This is a genomic window from Streptococcus sp. S784/96/1 (genome assembly GCF_902729355.1).
GTDB classification, from domain to species: Bacteria; Bacillota; Bacilli; order Lactobacillales; family Streptococcaceae; genus Streptococcus; species Streptococcus caledonicus.
This window is the reverse complement of record NZ_CACVCC010000039.1, coordinates 1-17,141: the sequence shown is the minus strand read 5'-3', so window position 1 is coordinate 17,141 and position 17,141 is coordinate 1. Positions and strand designations below refer to the sequence as shown.

General features: G+C 35.4%; 16 protein-coding genes and 2 pseudogenes. 3 read left to right on the top strand and 15 right to left on the bottom strand.

Annotation, left to right across the window (positions count from 1 at the left end; all coding sequences use genetic code 11):
- Nucleotides 1-188 precede the first annotated feature (188 nt).
- A pseudogene (locus tag GZ996_RS11970) lies at nucleotides 189-499 on the top strand (type II toxin-antitoxin system HicB family antitoxin); the annotation flags it as partial.
- A 231-nt stretch (nucleotides 500-730) separates the two neighbouring features.
- Here the strand turns inward: GZ996_RS11970 and xerS are convergent.
- The 10 genes and pseudogenes from xerS to tnpA form a co-directional block, all read right to left on the bottom strand.
- Nucleotides 731-1,801, bottom strand: a complete 1,071-nt coding sequence (gene xerS / locus GZ996_RS10400; RefSeq protein ID WP_156805193.1) for a tyrosine recombinase XerS — start codon at nucleotides 1,799-1,801, stop codon at nucleotides 731-733.
- Between the two features lie 223 nt (nucleotides 1,802-2,024).
- The gene (locus GZ996_RS11755) at nucleotides 2,025-2,171 is read right to left on the bottom strand and encodes a hypothetical protein (RefSeq protein ID WP_198039872.1); all 147 of its coding nucleotides are present in this window, start codon (nucleotides 2,169-2,171) and stop codon (nucleotides 2,025-2,027) included.
- 3 nt (nucleotides 2,172-2,174) lie between these two features.
- On the bottom strand, nucleotides 2,175-3,536 hold the full coding sequence (locus GZ996_RS10395; protein WP_156805192.1) for a PTS sugar transporter subunit IIC: 1,362 nt from the start codon (nucleotides 3,534-3,536) through the stop codon (nucleotides 2,175-2,177).
- Between the two features lie 29 nt (nucleotides 3,537-3,565).
- Nucleotides 3,566-3,997, bottom strand: coding sequence for a DUF3284 domain-containing protein (locus GZ996_RS10390; RefSeq protein ID WP_156805191.1), 432 nt, complete (start codon nucleotides 3,995-3,997; stop codon nucleotides 3,566-3,568).
- Nucleotides 3,998-4,002: 5 nt separating this feature from the next.
- Entirely contained in the window at nucleotides 4,003-4,329 is a 327-nt protein-coding gene (locus GZ996_RS10385) for a PTS lactose/cellobiose transporter subunit IIA (RefSeq protein WP_156805190.1), read from the bottom strand.
- 3 nt (nucleotides 4,330-4,332) lie between these two features.
- On the bottom strand, nucleotides 4,333-4,644 hold the full coding sequence (locus tag GZ996_RS10380) for a PTS sugar transporter subunit IIB (protein WP_161978899.1): 312 nt from the start codon (nucleotides 4,642-4,644) through the stop codon (nucleotides 4,333-4,335).
- A gap of 15 nt (nucleotides 4,645-4,659) precedes the next feature.
- Nucleotides 4,660-6,600 carry a BglG family transcription antiterminator gene (locus tag GZ996_RS10375; RefSeq protein WP_162012013.1) on the bottom strand — a complete coding sequence of 647 codons (1,941 nt, stop codon included), beginning with the start codon at nucleotides 6,598-6,600 and terminating at the stop codon, nucleotides 4,660-4,662.
- A 91-nt stretch (nucleotides 6,601-6,691) separates the two neighbouring features.
- Nucleotides 6,692-7,783: a DUF871 domain-containing protein gene (locus GZ996_RS10370; RefSeq protein WP_162012012.1), complete on the bottom strand. Its 1,092-nt coding sequence runs from the start codon at nucleotides 7,781-7,783 to the stop codon at nucleotides 6,692-6,694.
- 10 nt (nucleotides 7,784-7,793) lie between these two features.
- Entirely contained in the window at nucleotides 7,794-9,200 is a 1,407-nt protein-coding gene (locus tag GZ996_RS10365; RefSeq protein ID WP_161980678.1) for a glycoside hydrolase family 1 protein, read from the bottom strand.
- 309 nt (nucleotides 9,201-9,509) lie between these two features.
- A pseudogene (gene tnpA, locus GZ996_RS10360) lies at nucleotides 9,510-9,925 on the bottom strand (IS200/IS605 family transposase).
- 204 nt (nucleotides 9,926-10,129) lie between these two features.
- Between tnpA and GZ996_RS10355 the strand changes: the two are divergent.
- Nucleotides 10,130-10,558: a NusG domain II-containing protein gene (locus tag GZ996_RS10355; protein WP_443255856.1), complete on the top strand. Its 429-nt coding sequence runs from the start codon at nucleotides 10,130-10,132 to the stop codon at nucleotides 10,556-10,558.
- Nucleotides 10,559-10,657: 99 nt separating this feature from the next.
- Here GZ996_RS10355 and GZ996_RS10350 read toward each other — a convergent pair whose 3' ends face one another.
- From GZ996_RS10350 to GZ996_RS10330, 5 genes are all read right to left on the bottom strand, one after another.
- Nucleotides 10,658-11,632 (bottom strand): 1,4-dihydroxy-2-naphthoate polyprenyltransferase, encoded by a 975-nt coding sequence (locus tag GZ996_RS10350; protein ID WP_161978895.1) that lies wholly within the window; start codon nucleotides 11,630-11,632, stop codon nucleotides 10,658-10,660.
- Nucleotides 11,607-12,662 (bottom strand): FAD:protein FMN transferase, encoded by a 1,056-nt coding sequence (locus GZ996_RS10345; RefSeq protein WP_162012011.1) that lies wholly within the window; start codon nucleotides 12,660-12,662, stop codon nucleotides 11,607-11,609. The genes GZ996_RS10350 and GZ996_RS10345 overlap by 26 nt, the downstream gene beginning before the upstream one ends.
- Nucleotides 12,663-12,728: 66 nt before the next feature.
- Nucleotides 12,729-13,226, bottom strand: a complete 498-nt coding sequence (locus GZ996_RS10340; RefSeq protein ID WP_156805182.1) for an FMN-binding protein — start codon at nucleotides 13,224-13,226, stop codon at nucleotides 12,729-12,731.
- Nucleotides 13,227-13,336: 110 nt separating this feature from the next.
- The gene (locus tag GZ996_RS10335) at nucleotides 13,337-14,329 is read right to left on the bottom strand and encodes a polyprenyl synthetase family protein (RefSeq protein ID WP_162012010.1); all 993 of its coding nucleotides are present in this window, start codon (nucleotides 14,327-14,329) and stop codon (nucleotides 13,337-13,339) included.
- Nucleotides 14,330-14,418: 89 nt separating this feature from the next.
- The gene (locus tag GZ996_RS10330) at nucleotides 14,419-16,329 is read right to left on the bottom strand and encodes an NAD(P)/FAD-dependent oxidoreductase (protein WP_161978893.1); all 1,911 of its coding nucleotides are present in this window, start codon (nucleotides 16,327-16,329) and stop codon (nucleotides 14,419-14,421) included.
- 103 nt (nucleotides 16,330-16,432) lie between these two features.
- Here GZ996_RS10330 and GZ996_RS10325 point away from each other — a divergent pair, with 103 nt between their 5' ends.
- Entirely contained in the window at nucleotides 16,433-16,975 is a 543-nt protein-coding gene (locus tag GZ996_RS10325) for a Gx transporter family protein (protein ID WP_156805179.1), read from the top strand.
- The last annotated feature ends 166 nt before the right edge of the window (nucleotides 16,976-17,141 follow it).

Genomic DNA, 17,141 nt, shown 5'->3' with positions numbered 1-17,141 from the left:
TCAATTGATTTGTGTTATACTCTTTATACATAGTCATGGCTTTCTAGTTGTTTTGTGGTTATTATAATTATAAACCATGGCATAAGAAAACGAGCATCTCCAACTGCGGAAATGCCCGTTTTTTTTTTTTGTGTGTTCTGAAACTAGTTTTTGCCCAGCCTCGCTTGTCTTTATTTTGGAGGTAAACGATGCTTGTCACTTATCCAGCTTTATTTTATTATGACGATACAAACGAATCGAATACGCCTTATTTTATCACCTTCCCAAACTTTGAACAGTCAAGGTGAGGATATGGCAGACGCGATGGCAAGGCTAGCGACTGGCTAGGTATTCATCTAGCAGATTATATTGAGAATGGACGAGATATCCAAAAACATCAGATATTAATTCCTTATCGCTAGTTGACAATAATCCTTTCCTTGATGACGATTTTGAATTGACTTATGATTCTCGTAAATCTTTTATTTCTATGGTCAGGGTTGATGTTGCTGAATACTTATTCCTCGATTGAGATAGTAGGAGAAGGCTTGCCCATTATATTTAAAGTAGCACATTTAAAAAATAAAGCAAAAGTCTATCAACAGCGATAGACTTTTTTGTGATATCTTGAGAGTATAAAGGTTGAGATATTTTTGTCACAAACTCGATGAGCAAATTTCTTTTTTGTCGTTCTGTTCTTAATTCAAATAGTTACAACTTCTTCATTTTACATCATTTATTTTATGTAAAACTAAAGTTTATCCAAAGCATTTTTTTGTTCATCATTGACAATATGGGTATAAAGGTCAGTAACCTGAGTGTTAGCATGGCCAAGTTGATGACTCACAAGAACCTGTGATTTTGTCGCATCATATAGACGAGTTGCCAGTGTGTGACGCAATTTATGGGGAGTGACACGAATTTTGAAGTCCGCCGAGTATTTCCCCACTATTTTTTCGATAGAAGAAGCGTCAATGCGATTTGGCACTCCTCGATATTCTGTCAAAAAGAAGGCAATATCTGTCTTTTCGGCATTATAACGCATTTGCCGAATCGCAAGATAGGCTTCTAAATAAGGTTTAGCGAACCCAGCCACATTCACAGAGTCACGCTTCCCCCCTTTACGCGTAACCTCAATGATCATCATGTTGAGGTTAACGTCTTTTAAATCCAGATTCACAGCCTCAGACAACCGTACACCTGAAGCCAATAGCAAAGCTAAAATAGCTAGATCCCGTTCTTTATTTTTCCGGAAAGATGATTTAGCACGATTAGAAAGTTTGTTTTCATATTCACAATCTACATACTCTAAAAATGCCATGGTTTCGTCACCCAAAAAGAGCTTTTGCTTAATATTTTCCGCACGAGCTGCTAAAGTTTCTTTTTTCTTCTTAGTTGACACTTTTTTCATCACATTACGGTAAAAATACGGCTCACCATGCTCATTTTCAACCTCCTCAGTCAAGTATTTATAGAGACTAGACAAGGCTGATAAGGTACGATTGATGGTCGTCTGAGAGAGACCTTGTTGAGTTGTATTGGCGTTCAGCAAAGGACGTTCCCTCAAATACAGGACAAAGGCCTCCATATCTTTTTTGGTGAGATGGTTCAGTGTCGATAAATCAATCATTGAAATTTGAGATACCTCAGCAATTCCAGATTCAATCAACCAATCAAAAAAACGTTTGTATTCCTTTAAATACTCGTACAAGGTCGTAAAACTATAAGGAACCGCCAATTTAGATTGATAGTAGTCTAATACATACCAGGGCATCAAAACTTTGTATTCCTCAATTTTTTCCAATAACAACTCACGTTTCATAACATTTTTTCCTTACGATTTCTATAGTAGTATTATACCACACCTATACATTTGTTTCAAGAAAATTATAGTTTTTCGGAAAAATGTTTGAAGGTGTTTTATCGAAAAACCTCTAATCTAAATAATATAGTCACCAGAATCTTTTACGAATAATTGATTACCGTTTCTAATTCAAAATAAAAACCTCCTAGCATTCTGAACTAAGAGGTTTTTATCATCGTACTTATTTCTTCTTGAGCAGAACAAATCCTAACAAAATCAAGACAATACCTGTAATAACATTCAGCAATTTAAATGGCGTTATTGGGCTTATTGCAATCAAGAAAAATCCTAAGACTATTACAAAAGTTTGCCAATTTTTATCAGGCATAGCCTACTCCTCTGCTTTGACTTTATTTGCTGAAATGACAAATGGTGCCCAAATACAGAATGCTACAAATAAGTTAAAGAGCGATACTACACCTGCCATGATATTACCACCTGTTGCTAAATAAGCATACAATCCAGGAGGTGTAATCCACGGTACAGCAAGAAATACTGGCGGAATTAGTCCTGAAGCTGTTACAAGGTAAGCGATTGTGGCACACACAGGAGGCACAATGAGCCAAGGAATTGCAAATAAAGGATTTAATACCATCGGAATACCAAAAGTAATTGGCTCGTTAATATTAAATAAGCCCATTGGTGCAGACAACTTTGCAACAGTTTTATATTCATCTCGTTTTGAAAATAGGAAAATAGCAATAATGAGTGCTAAAGTGACACCAGAACCACCCATTTGCGCAAAGGCATCAAATGAGCCACGTGTCCAAAGATAAGGTAAGTTTGCTGCACTATGAGTTGCCTCGTAAACAGCTGTATTCTCATTTAATGCCACTGCATAAATACCATCCATAACAGGGGCAAGAACATTGTGCCCATGAAGTCCAAAGAACCAGAATAATTGAACAAGGAAGGTCAATAGAATAACAGAACCAACCCCTTGTGACAATCCCATAAGTGGCGTTTGAATGTATGTTGAAACCAAGTCACTTAATGGGAGACCAGTTGTAACAAATGCTAAATAAGCTACGATTGCACTAACATAAATAGCTGCCGTACCTGGAATTATGGCTGCAAAAGCTTTATTAACTGCTGGTGGCACAGTATCTGGCAGCTTGATGATAATATTACGTTTTACCAATGTGGCGTAGACAAACATTGAAATAAAACCAACTAATAAGGCGGTGAATAAACCAGTAGCTCCTATATAACCTTGTGCAATAGCTCCCCATTGACTGACTTCAAGATTTGTACCGGATACTGTCAGCCCTAAATCTACAAGACCTTTTACAACAGAATTGCTAGCCCCTTCTAAACTTGTTGTTATGGTCAAGGTCTGAGGAATTGTTGCAATAAAGGAAGCAAAGGAAATGAGCCCTCCAGCAACAGGATTAACTTTGTGCATTAGCGATAATTGATAACCTAAAGCAAAAGCAAATACCATTGCCATAATTGCAATTGAACCAAAGTAAACATAACCATTGATGTCAATGATTGGTTGCATAGCTGTGGCAAAACCCGTAGCTCCCATATTATTAGGAATATCACGGAAGAATACATTTAAAAGGACTGCAACAGACCCTGCCATTGTAATTGGCATCATTGAAATAAAGGAATCTCTAATAGCAACTAGATGACGTTGAGAGCCTATTTTCCCAGAGATTTCCATGAATTTATCAGAGAAATTTGACATGTTAAAACTCCTTATTTATATCGTTTAATTTAACTTGCAGCATTGATCAAAGCTGTAAGTTGAGCAGATAGTTGACGTTTTAAACTCTTTTTAAAGAGAAAAGACATGAGGTAATCGTTTAAATTTTGTACAAAAGATGCTGGAATTGTTTCTTGCTTCAAGCGCAACATTGTCTTGCCATCACCTAAAGGAGTTAGTTCATATAAAATGACTTGGCTACCGCGATTTGAACTAAAAAGTGCCTCATAGCGATGATTTTCCACGAAAGAAGAAACTAAGACACGTACAGAGTTTTGATGATTCTTACCATAGTTTTTAACAAAGGTTAGCCCCTCTTTTACATCACTGTCAGCCAGATTTTGTTGTGTATTAGCAATATAATCTTCTTTAAGAGATTTTTTTAATACTGCAAAAAGGGTTTCAGGTGATAAATGAGTTGTTTTTGAAACGATTACCTCCATTACAATTATCCTCCTAACTTTTCAATTCTTTCATAGACTTCTACCACTTCTTTTGCCAAATCAATAAAGGTTAAGGCAGTCATCAAATGGTCTTGTCCATGTACCATTAATAGAGATAACTCTAAAGCATCTCCAGAAGCCTCTTGAGCCAACATACTCGTTTGAGAATTATGAGCAATATTTAGAGCAACATTAGCTTTCTTCAAATAATCATGTGCTTCTTCAAAATCTCCTTTTTTAGCAGAGCGAATTGCCTCAACAGCATTTCCCTTTGCATCACCACCATGCATAATAAGCCCCATGATAGATTCAAGATTTTTAATATCTGCCATCATTTACTCTCCTAGCATTTCAAGAACCATTTCTAAAACATTTTTACCATTCATCACACCGTAATCAGTCATTTTGATGTCAGCAACTTTGATATCAGGTTCATAGAGCTCTTTATATTCTTTCAACATAAATTTTACTTGTGGTCCTGTCAAAAGAACATCAATTTTTTTTGAAGATACTTCATCAGCAACTTCAGAAACTGGAACAGCCCAAATGGTTGTCTCAATTCCTTTTTCTTTAGCGGCCGCTTCCATTTTAGTGACAAGCATACTCGTTGACATTCCTGCGTTACAAACTAACATAATATTTTTCATGATAAATCCTCCAATTTATATTAAATTTAAAAAGTTTTCAAATGTAGGTGTTTGCAATAATTGTTGTTGAGCCTCTACATTGTTTGCAAATGTAGCAATTATCGGAGACAATTGTTTTAACTGTTCATTTCTAAATGTTGACGGTGATATGAGAAATACAATTTGTACTGTCTTGTGCTCATCATCCCAAAGAATTGGGTATTTTGAAATCCCAATAACCACCTGTTCCTCATCCGTTATAGCTTTAGCTGGGTGAGGAACGGCTATTTTATCGTTAAAGACAATAGCTCCTAAATTTTCTCTAAGAACAAGCTGCTGCTTAAATTCAGTTAATGCAGCATGTGTTAATCTAGGTGATAGGCAATCTAATAATTTTTCTAATATCGCCTCTTTAGAGATAATTTGATCAAAATAGATAAACTGTTCTTCTTTAAAAAGGCACGATGGTTTAGAAGGTTCAGTTGCTCGAGTTACAATATCTTCAAAATGAGCTGATTGATTTAAAAATGTTTCAATACGCTTAATGTCAACTGTTTCAAGTAAAATATTAACTTGAATGACTGGTTTTAACAGTATTAAATTGCTTAAATCAACCGAGCTGATAATAACATCAACTGACGAAAGATCAAGTTCTGCTAAATCGAAATAACTCTTAACATCTTCAACAACAATCCTATCTTTAAATAAATTCTCAATTCTATTTTTTAAGAATCTAGCACTTCCAACTCCAGTAGCGCATACTAACAAAGCATTTATTTTTTGAGAAGATTGCTGTTTCTCTAGAGTAGCCAATATGTGTAAACTGAGATACACCCATTCATCAATTGAAATATCATATTGCGACAGCTCCTCTATTTTTCTAAAACTCTCAGCTATTGAGAGAACAACCAAGCGATATTTTGCTAAAATACTTTCCTTAATCGGATTTTCCAATTGGACATTGTTTTTTAAACGAACAAGCAAACCTCGAATATGAGATTGGATATTCGTAATCAAGTGTTCATCTGTTGATAAATCAACATCAAGTCCTCTTCCAAGATTCTCCAACGTTCCAACAATACTATCACGTAAATTGGTTTCTGAAGACTCTTCTGCTCCTCTTGTACCGATTAAATGCAAATAAATAAAATCAATTTCATAAGTTGGTAACTCTAAGCAAAAATAGTTTTGGAGTTGTTCAGCAATTTGGTGAGCCACACTATATTCCTTAAGTTGCGACCTACTGCCTAATTTCCCAGAATAAGTGATTTCATTTCCTAATCTTAATCGTTTAATCATAAGTGAAATATGAATGACTAGATTGTGTACAATAAAATCACTGACAGCTAGCTTAGCATTTCGACATTCATCAATGACAATAGAAATAATCTCCGTAAGGTCTGATTTATTCAAAATCTCTTGTTCAAACAATGAAAATACTGGCTTAGTAAATGTTTCCGAGAAAAAATACTCTTTTATGAAATGTCTAATATCAGTCTCAGTACCAGAAATACCAATTTTTTTCCTAGAAATTTCTAAACTTAGATGATAAGTTGCTAATTTAGTTTTAATATCATTTAGAAGAGTCGATACAGATGTTCTACTTAAAAATAATTCTTGCGATAAGGTACTTGATGTCAGTTGAGCATTATTTAAGAGTAACTGATTCAAAATATATTTTTCCCTATCTTCTGGCGACACTAGATGCTGAATATCATTCATTTGATAGCGCTTGCTTTTTTGGTTAGCTAAATATCGCTCAAATAGAATCTGGTCTGTAAGTTCAAATTTATAACCATTTCCTTGTTTAGAGTGAATAATCGCTCCATTTCTTTGAAGTTCATCATTCAATAGCCCAATATATTTCCGAGTCGTTTTATCACTACTACTTATTGCATTGGCTAAGACTCTGCTTGTTAGAAAAACGCCTTGGTTTTCCAAAAAAATATCCAATAATTTAGATTCAATTTTTGGCACTCAGGCTGCCTCCTATCTCTTAATGTAATGTTATTATAGCAAAGCTTCTCTGCTTTTAGAAACTGTCTTTTTCCTTATCAAAAGGGAATTTTTAAGAACAAGGAAATAATTTGAACAATTGCCATGGCTTAATATAATCCAAAAGTATCAAATAGTTATCATCGATTTTTCCCACTATATTCACTTTAGGGGATTTTGGATAAGGTTTAAGCACAATTTGAAGTTCTCCCTTATACCTCAAATAATGGTTGTTATCAATTATAAGAACACCTCTAGCTGTATGTTCAATTGCATTTTCATTACGAGGCGATATATCAGCATCAACAAATGCTAACCTTGATTCTGTCGACCGAATGACATAATCTGAAATATCTCCCCGATACCGATGCTGACTTTCTAAAATAGCAGTTTCAATATCCGATGGTTCATAAGGATGATATTTAAAGATGATATTTTCATCTGCTAAACGGTCAACCAAACTTTTCAATTCCGTTTCTTGTATCCATTGATTGGAAACAATGACATTATCAAACAAACCTGTACACTTTAGAATATCTACTTGAAGTTCAATTGGCAAATCACGTAATTCTTCTAATGTCGGTAAGCCTTCAGAAACAGGCCAGGGCCCCTCCGATGCCGTATTCGAACTAATGAAAACTGACGTTTCTATCTGGTGTTCGTGATAAATTTGTGACATCTTTAAAAAATGTTCCCTACTCAGTCCTGTGTAACGGTGAGGGTAAAAATTATGGCATCCCATAAGATTCTCTTTGTTTGCACCTACACTTAAAAGCTCTTTTAACAATTTATCTTCAGTACTTGCATTTAATTCAATTTTGATTCCGTATTTATTATGAGTGAGTTTCGTTATTTCTGAGATATCTAAAGATTCATCTAAACGTATTCCAGAAAGTCCAAATTCATGAGCCATTTCCATCAAATTTAACCGCCACCTATGAGCTTCAATAAAACGAGGACTAATATCTGCAACTACTCTAATTCCTTTCGAATTGGCATATTGAACAATGTCTTTATAGATTTGAAAACAATCAGAACTATCTGTATCAATCTGTAAAAGACTTAAAAATAACCTTTTTGCACCATAGTCTGCTAACATGTTGATATATTCAAAAGAAGTCTGCAAAGGATATTGCTCTGGATACATTGAAAATCCTAATTCCATATTATTTCCTCTAGCTTTCCTTTGTATTCAAAAAACCATTTTGCTCACTTAATTCTTTAAACCAGTAACCCGATTTTTTTATAATTCTTTCTTCAGTGGTTAAATTCAGTTCAATTAATCCATATCGATTCTTATAGGCATTGAGCCAAGACCAACAATCAATGAACGTCCATAACAAGTATCCTTTGCAGTTTGTTCCTTCAGCAATAGCTCTATGGAGTTCTATTAAATGACCTTTGATAAATTCAATCCTATAATCATCTATAATATAGCCATTTTCACGGAACTTCTCCTCCCCTTCAACGCCCATACCATTTTCAGTAACAAGCCATTCAATATTATTATAATGATCTCTTAAATTAATGCCAATGTCATAAAGACCTTTTTCATAAATTTCCCATCCTCGATGCGGATTCATTTTCTTACCTGGCATATCGTAATGTTCAAAGAAAATATCAGGTGTTACCATATCAAACTCTTTATTTTTTTGAGGAGCTTGAACACGTAGAGGCTGGTAATAATTAACTCCCAGAAAATCAACTGTATTTTCTTTAATAATTACTAATTCTTCTTCAGTATAATCTGGAGTAAGCCCATACTCCGATAAAATTTCGACAAGCTCTTTTGGATATTCTCCTAAAACAGAGGGATCTAAGAAACTTTTAGTTTGGAACAACTCAGCAATTCTAGCTGCCTTGATATCCTCATGAGATTGGCTTCTAGGATAAGCTGGTGTTAGATTTAAGACAATTGATATCCTATGACTAGCGTTATTTTGATGACATGCTTTTACTGCTAAAGAGCTTGCTAACTGGGTATTATAGGCTACTTGTACAGCAGCTCTAGCATCAACTTTTGCAGGATAGTGAAATTTGCCTAAGTATCCTGCCTCAACAGGAACAATTGGTTCATTAAAAGTAATCCAAGTATCAACTAAATCTCCAAATAATCTAAAACATTCTTTAGCGTATGCTTCATAGGCAAAAACTATTTCTTTATTTTCCCAACCTCCAATTTCCTGTAAACAATATGGCAAATCAAAATGATATAAATTAACAATCAACTTGATTCCTAATACATTAACCTCCTTAAACACATTACGGTAAAACTCAACAGCCTTAGAATTAATTTCCCCTCGACCAGTTGGAATCAACCTGGACCATTGAATTGAAGTCCTAAATACCTTATGTCCAGTTTCTTTTAGCAATTTAAGATCATTCTGATAATTTTCATAAAAGGTAGAGGTACGTTCTGGGCCAATTTGATGATGAAATAATTCTGGTGATGTCCGATACCAAAAATCCCAGTTACTATCCCCCTTACCATCTCCTTCAATTATCCCCTCGCTTTGAGGCCCTGATGTAGAGCTGCCCCAGAGAAATCCGTCAGGAAATGCCATAAAATTTGAATTTGTCATGTTTTTTTCCTTTCTGCTTGATAAATCCAGTATAAAACTAGTATACATTTAAGTAAACCCTTTCAATAACGGAAAACTTCCTTATCGAAAGGGTAAAATATTGCAATTTTACGTTATAGTTTCCTTCAGCTATAGCCTAATTAAACTTTTTTAATGATAGCCTCTGCAACAAATTTCTATCACTTTTTTCTACAAAAATAATTATCGCCACCAGATATCACATAAAATAGATTGTTCTGCGGCTATAAGTCGCTATACCGGCTAGATCCAAAAGCCATCGAATTGGTCTCCTCTGAATGGATCTTCCGTCTAAAATAATGTTAGTTGATCTGCTTTGATATCTTCTTTAAGTTGATTTCGAAAATATTCAGTTATCACTTTTTGATTTCGACCAACTGTATCAACGTAATATCCTTTACACCAAAATTTACGATTACTATACTTGTACTTGAGATTAGCATGTTTGTCGAAAATCATCAAACTACTCTTTAAATAGCCCATAAAACTAGCAACACTTAGTTTTGGCGGTATACTTACAAGTATATGAATATGGTCGGGACAAGCATTCGCTTCATGGATGATAACCCTTTTCGTTCACATAAATATATGATTTTTCTCCGATACTTGCTTTGTAACAACCATCAATAATTTGTCAACAATATTTTTTGTGTAAAAACAATGTGATATTTACAATTATACGTAGTATGTGATAAATCCTCTCTCATGAAGGTACCTCCTTTGTGATTAAGATTTAATGGCGGAGAAAACACTTCTATCTTATCAATTCGGGAGTTTTTTTGTTACCATACAGAAATCTCTTTTGAACCACTAGCACAGCTAGTGGTTTTCGAAGCACAACAGTTTTTTACATAACCAAAGTTATGTAAAAAACAATCATTTTCTTTACAAACACTCTCTTTTCCGATAAAATAAAGGATGTGAAACAGCTATTGAAACAATTTAAACCCTATGATTATCTTTTTATCGGTTTGTCTATCGTGCTATCCTTTATTCCTGCTGGTATCACTTGGCATCAAGCAGGAAAGCAAACCAATCCCCTTCAGTTGGTTGCCATTGTTAAAATCCATGGCGAAGTTGTTGATAAATTTCCCTTAACAGAAGGTGGTAAGCACTTTGAAAAGACTTACTATCCTGCCGATGGCCAGTATAATATCGTTGAAGTGGATGGTTCTCGTATCCGTGTCAAAGAAGACAATAGTCCAGATCAAATTGCTGTTAATACCGGCTGGATTAGTCGTACGGGACAACTGTCAATCTGTCTCCCTCATCAACTCATTATTGAAATTCAAGCACCTGAAGGAAATGATGAGGAAGAAGAACTTATCTTACCAATTTAATAAAAAATAAAAGGCATAGAAATGACGTTATCAAAAAACGTTATTTCTATGCCTTTTTAGCATACCAATTGTTAAAGATTTACCCCTCCAACCGTTTTGTTAACCAGTGACAGTTGCTAACACAAGGGTTAGTAGATAGAGAGCCGAAAATAGAACAAAACTTTTAATTGCGCAAGTAAACGTTAAACGTTTAACCTGCTTTTGACGAAATTCTTTTAAAAATGTAAGATTTAGCTTTATTAATAAAAGCCCAGTCCATACCCATTTGGGTAAAAGCCCTGCTAAAGGATAAATCGACCACAAAATCCATGGTGTGAGATTTAAAATGCTATAAAGTGTGATGCCTCTGGTTTTTCCAATATAATGAACTAAAGTAAAACGACCATTTTTAACATCTTGTTCATAGTCGCATAAATTATTAGCCAACATAATATTAGCAATCAAGCAAATGAATGGTAAACTTAGAAACACTGTTTTAATTAGTTCAAACCATGCGATATTAATTTGATAGAAATTTTCTGATAGATGACTTGCAACTAGAAGATTTGGCTTTTGGATGAAGATAGCTAGAAAAAAAATACCAAATCCCATCGTCACCCCAGAAAACAGTTCACCTAAAGGTAAACGTGATAAGGGGATTGGACCAAAGGTGTAAAAAATGCCAATCAAAAAACATAATATTCCAATTGGTAGTAAAATAATATCTGTTCTCCAAACCAAAATTAATGACAACAAAATAGAAAAGATCAAGAGTCCTAAAATAATCTGAACCATTTGTTGAAAATTCAGCTTATTAGCACCAATAACGTTATCTCGTTCCTTGTAATCTGTATCAAGAGCTTTTTTATAGTCCATCGTGTTATTAATAGCTGTTGTGCACATATCAAAACTAATAACAGACAGAATAAATAGAACCGTATTGAGAGTGTTAAAAGCATTATAATGATAAAAGGCCCATAGAAATCCAATCAACATTGGAAAGACACTGGCAACCTTGGTCCGAAGTTCAACAAATTCCAAGAAAATAGGAAATGTCAATGGATTGTGTTTAGTCGACAATATGATAATCCTCATTTCTTAATTCAAATTTATTTTTAAGACCTTTACTAAGATGAAGGCCCTTATCTTTATCAATAAATACTGCTTCTACACCCTCAGTTTCATCAATTAATTTTAACCCTTCTTTAATCCCTAATAAGAAAAGGCTAGTTGAAAATTCATCTCCTTGAATCGACGTTTTTGTATAAACAGTGACGCCAGATATAGTATTTTCAACAGGATATCCCGTTTTAGGATCTAAAATATGATGATAAATTTCTCCATCTGGCCCTTCAAAATAGCGCTCATAAATCCCTGAAGTAACAACTGAACTATCACGAACTTTTACAGAACCAACTGTTTCTCCACGGACTTCGTTAGGATTTTGAACCCCAACAGTCCATCCTTCATCAGTTTTTGGAGACGTTCCCATCACAAGAACATTGCCACCTAGATTAATAATAGCTGTTGTAATCCCATGTTTTTCAAAGACTTTTTTAACACCGTCAGCAATATAGCCTTTAGAAATGGCTCCAAGTTCTAAAGTCATTCCTTGCTCAATATATACTGACTGCTTTGTCTTATCCAGTTTGATACGTTGATAATCAATATAACCAAGAGCACTTGAAATTTCTTCAGGAGAAGGAACTCTAGCATCTGTATCTCCAATTTTCCAAAGATTACTAACAGCTCCAATAGAAATATCAAACTTCCCTTGGCTATTCTCAGACATAGCAACAGCAGCTTCAATGATATCAAAAGTTTCTTTATGAACTTTGACAGCTGCTTCCCCTGCGGCATGATTGATTTTATAAACATCAGATCCTTCAAGATTAGTAGAAAGAAGCGCCTCCATATCTCTAATATAATCAAGGGCTTCATCCATTGCTTCTTCTTGATTTTTGTGATAAATGCTGAGCTGAACAACCGTGTGAAGTAAAGATTCTGTTCGAGTCTCTGGCTTATCAATCACCTTTAGCCCTGCTTTTTCTTGAGAAGAACAGGCAGTTAAAGCAAAAAGGCTTATAAAAACAACGGTTAGTAATTTTAGACAGTTAGTTTTCATGTGTTTTCCTCAATGCAAAAAGTACCCCTTTATAAGCGAGGTACTTAATCATTTCTCTGTACTGAATTATTTCAATACGATTGTTTCAGTGTTACCTTCTGCTGCTGCTTCCAAAAGTGCTGCTGCAGTTGCTTTGAAGTTTTCAGTTGAATGTGTTGCACCTGTTACAACTTCAATATCAGCTGATTGTGCTTCAACAAAAGCTTTGTCCATTTGATCAGTTGCGTCTTTTGACGAAATACCAGATTTAGATTCCATATTTTTGTTGTACTCTTCGTCTTCTGACTTCAATGCACCATCTTTATTTTCATAGTCAAATGTAGACTCAGTCACTTTACCACCTGAAACAGTAATGGTGTGGACTGCTTTCCAACCACGATCATCAAATCCAGTTTCAGCTTTATAAGTACCATCTTTAAGTTCTGCCGCTGCAGTTTCTTTTTTCTCAACTTTAACAGCTTCAGTTGTTTCTTTGGCAGATTCTTTTTCAGAAGAGTTACCGCAAGCAGCGAGAGCCAAAACTGATGCAAATAGCATTGATGCTAATACAATTTTCTTTTTCATTTTTTGAAAAATTCCTTCCTTGTTTATAAAGATATTGTAACATATATCACAAACCTTGTCTAGACTAAAACGTATTCTCAGATACTATTTTTATAGTTCAAACAATTCCATCAAAACTGTCGATTCATCAACTGTTCCAAGAAAATTTTCAGTTTTTTGGTATCAGGAATAATTTTTTTATCTATACAAATAAAAGCTTTAGACATAAATTTATCAACTAAATCTTCAGTTTTGGTAAATGCTTCAACTTCTTCTAACAATTCATGGATTTTTAGAAGATTATCCTCAGAAAGGTATCTAAGATCAATCGTCGCTATGTATTTTCTAAATTTTTCTGAAGAAGCTTGCGCTAAAAGATAAGGAGCCGTATAAATGCCATTTTGAACGTCTTGCATACGAGGTTTACCTGAATGACTCTGAGAGACACGATAGTCAATTAGGTCATCCGAGATTTGAAAAGCCATTCCAATATTTTGACCAATTTGAAAAGCTAATTTACTCTCTTTACGTGAAATATGCTTTCTCCAAGCCCCCAGCTGACAGGCCAAAGCGAATAAAAATGCTGTCTTCCCTTGAATTTGTTTGAGATAAGCCTTCATCGTCATTTGGGAGCTGTATTGATTCATCAATTGTGCCAATTCACCAGTTAATACCCTTTCAACTAGGTAAGGATTAAACACTTGAGTGTCGTCCGAAGAAACTTTCAGTAAATCAGTACCTTTAAGGGCTAAGCGATTAGCATAGGCTAGTAAGTAATCACCTGCATAGATAGCTACTCGATTCGAAAAAGTTTTATTAATCACTTCTATGCCTCTTCGACTATCAGCAACATCAATCACATCATCATGAATTAATGTAGCTAAATGTAACATTTCAACATAGGCTGCCAAATACAATTTTCCCTCTGGGATATGACCATCTTCCTCCATGGCTAATAATAAACTTAAGCCTGCACGTACATATTTTCCAGGAGCATCAATATATTCCAAAATTTTTGCTTTGATATCAGGATGATTAACCCGCAACTCCGACATCATAATTTGTTTAACCTGTTCTAAGTTTTCCTGAATGGTTGGATATGAATCCCAAATGCGATGTACCACGTGAACTCCTTTAACATGTAAATAAAGGCTACCAACTTGGTAACCCTCATTTTTATTATATCACGAAATCGTGCAACTTTATCAGAATTTTATGATTTTTTATGATAAATATGTCTTGGCTGACCGTAGATAAACCGATCTAGATGCTTACCAAGCCATGGCATAATCCAATAATCAAGACCAAAACTTCGTCCTGCGCCACCCATTAGAGCAATCGCAACTGGAATGAACCAAATGTTCACCCAATAGAACATACCTGATAAACTAAACATAACAACAAAGGCAGCTGTAACTGCACTTACCAACCATACAAAGGCACCGGCAATAAGAGCAAGACCAATAGCAATCTCGACAACGGTCATGAATTTTTGCATGAATAGAGCAACATCCTGATTAGGAAGCATGAATTTCATAATAGCAGCAAACCAATCTGGCATCTCCTTTAGGACTTGCATTGGCTCTTCACCATAAGCATAACTCAAACTAAAAATTTGATGCGCTGATTCTGTTGTTGCTTCAGCAACTGCACCAGATGCTGCTGAAACAGTTTCAGTAGCCGCCTCTGAGGCACCAGATGTTGCTTCAGCAGCTTCGTGTAACCAAGGGAATGGGAAAACTACTTTATCACCAAACCACGAGTTTGTTCCAAAGAGTCCAAAGGCTTTTTTTACTCCTTCATAGAGCCAAACTGATCCATAGAAGACACGAAGTGGTACTAACCAAAGGCGATTGCCCTTGCTTGATAAGTGACTACCAAAAATATTACGCCCATCACGAACATCAAAGAACTCATGGCGAACATAAGCACCGATATTGTAGAAACTACGGATACCAAAGAAGTAAACCAAATTAATCAAGTGCTTAACAGCCATAGCAAGGAAACCAGACATGTGGTATTTGTTCATCAAGAATGCCACACCGTATTTTGCTCCAATAGATACCATGAAACCGTCATATTTTCCTTTATAAGCGTGTTTTTCACCACCAGTAATCGCTGCCGCAATATTTTGAGCTGCAGTATGACCAGTTTGTTCCGCTGCTTGAACAATTTGAGGGGTTGGGCGGTCTCCTTCATTTGGATCTTCATAATACACCAAGTCACCAGCAACATAGACATTTTCTTTGCCTTTAGCTTCCATGAATTGGTTTGCAATCAAACGACCAGCACGGCCTTTTTCAATCCCAAACTCACCAGCGTCACTTATCGCTTGAACACCAGCTGTCCAAATTGACGTATAAGTAGGAATAACACGCCCTGATGATAGGTAAAGACTGTCTTTTTCAACACTGGTAACACCGTCAGCAAGAATTAACTCAACACCTTTTTTCTCAAGGTATTTACGGGCCTTAACCTGCTCTTTTTCAGTTACCATGTTAAGGATGTTTGGCATCGCTTCAACAACTTTAAGCGAGAACTCATTTGGATCAAGTTTAAATTGCTTAGCTAAAATTGGTAACCAATCAATCAGCTCACCAATCATTTCAATACCTGTAAAACCTGCACCGATAACAGTAAAGGTCAATAAGGCACGGCGTTTTTCGTCATCGTGTTCGCGCATTGCACGGTAGCACGCATCAATAATATGATCATGTAACACTTCTGCTGCTTCAATTGACCATAACGTAAATCCATTTTCCTTAACGCCCGCAATTCCAAAATCATTAGCTTCACCACCCATCGCAAGAAGAAGGTAGTCAAAGTTTAAGGTTTGGTGCTCAGCGACAACCTGTTTCTTGTCATAGTCAATCGAAACAACCTTGTCTGTCACTAAATCTACTTTTGGATATTTTTTGAAAATGCGTTGCAAGTCATACTTAATCGCTTCTGGTTCAATGCGTCCTGCAGCAACCTCATGTAACTCTGTCATGTAAGTATGGAACGAGTTTTTATCAATCAATGTAACCGTCACGTCATCATTTTTCTTAAACGTTTTACCTAAATGACGCGCTGCAGAAATCCCTGCATAACCGGCACCGACAATTACAATATTCTTTGTCAAGTGATTTGCCTCCTTTTTCATAACGTTATTATTTTAACAAACTTTTTTACAATTATCAACATCGTGTTCTCTAGAAACTCTTGTTTTATGATAAAATAAGGATATGTCTTTAAATCATCGTAAACTTGTCTTTATTACAATTTTAGCTGCTCAGGCAGTTGTTATTTCCTTTTTTGAACGTTTCTTGCCTACACCTTTTGCCTTTGCTCCAGGTGCTCGTCTAGGATTAGGGAATCTTATTACAATAATTTCCTTATTTACCTTACCAACTAAAGATAGTATCAAGGTTGTTTCGCTGAGACTAACAGTATCAACTTTTCTCAGTGGGACCTTTTCTACCTTTTTATATGCTTTTGCTGGAACATTGCTGAGCTTTACCACTATGTTGCTCCTAAAACAGCTTGGACAAAAACGCGTAAGTGTTATTGGTATTTCTGTTATGGGAGGTGTTATGCATAACATGGGACAACTTCTTGTCTTTGCAATGATTGGACAATCTTGGCTCGTTTTAAATTACCTCCCTATACTGTCATTTAGTGGCATCTTATCTGGCTTTTTAGTGGGGGTGACAGGTAATTACCTTCTCTTAAAAATTAATGCCTTAAAAGAATTTCAGCATAACTTACCCGATGGGTGGACGATTTAAATTATTATTTTTCTAATAATACAAAGGGTCTGAGATTTTAATGGCTCTTTGTCAACTGTAGTGGGTTGCCCCATTTAACACCGAGAGAGGACAGGACTTGTCTTCTCTCGTTTTATGTTTATGGCAATGAAAATACGAGTTTTGAAGTTTTCAAAGTTTCTGAAAC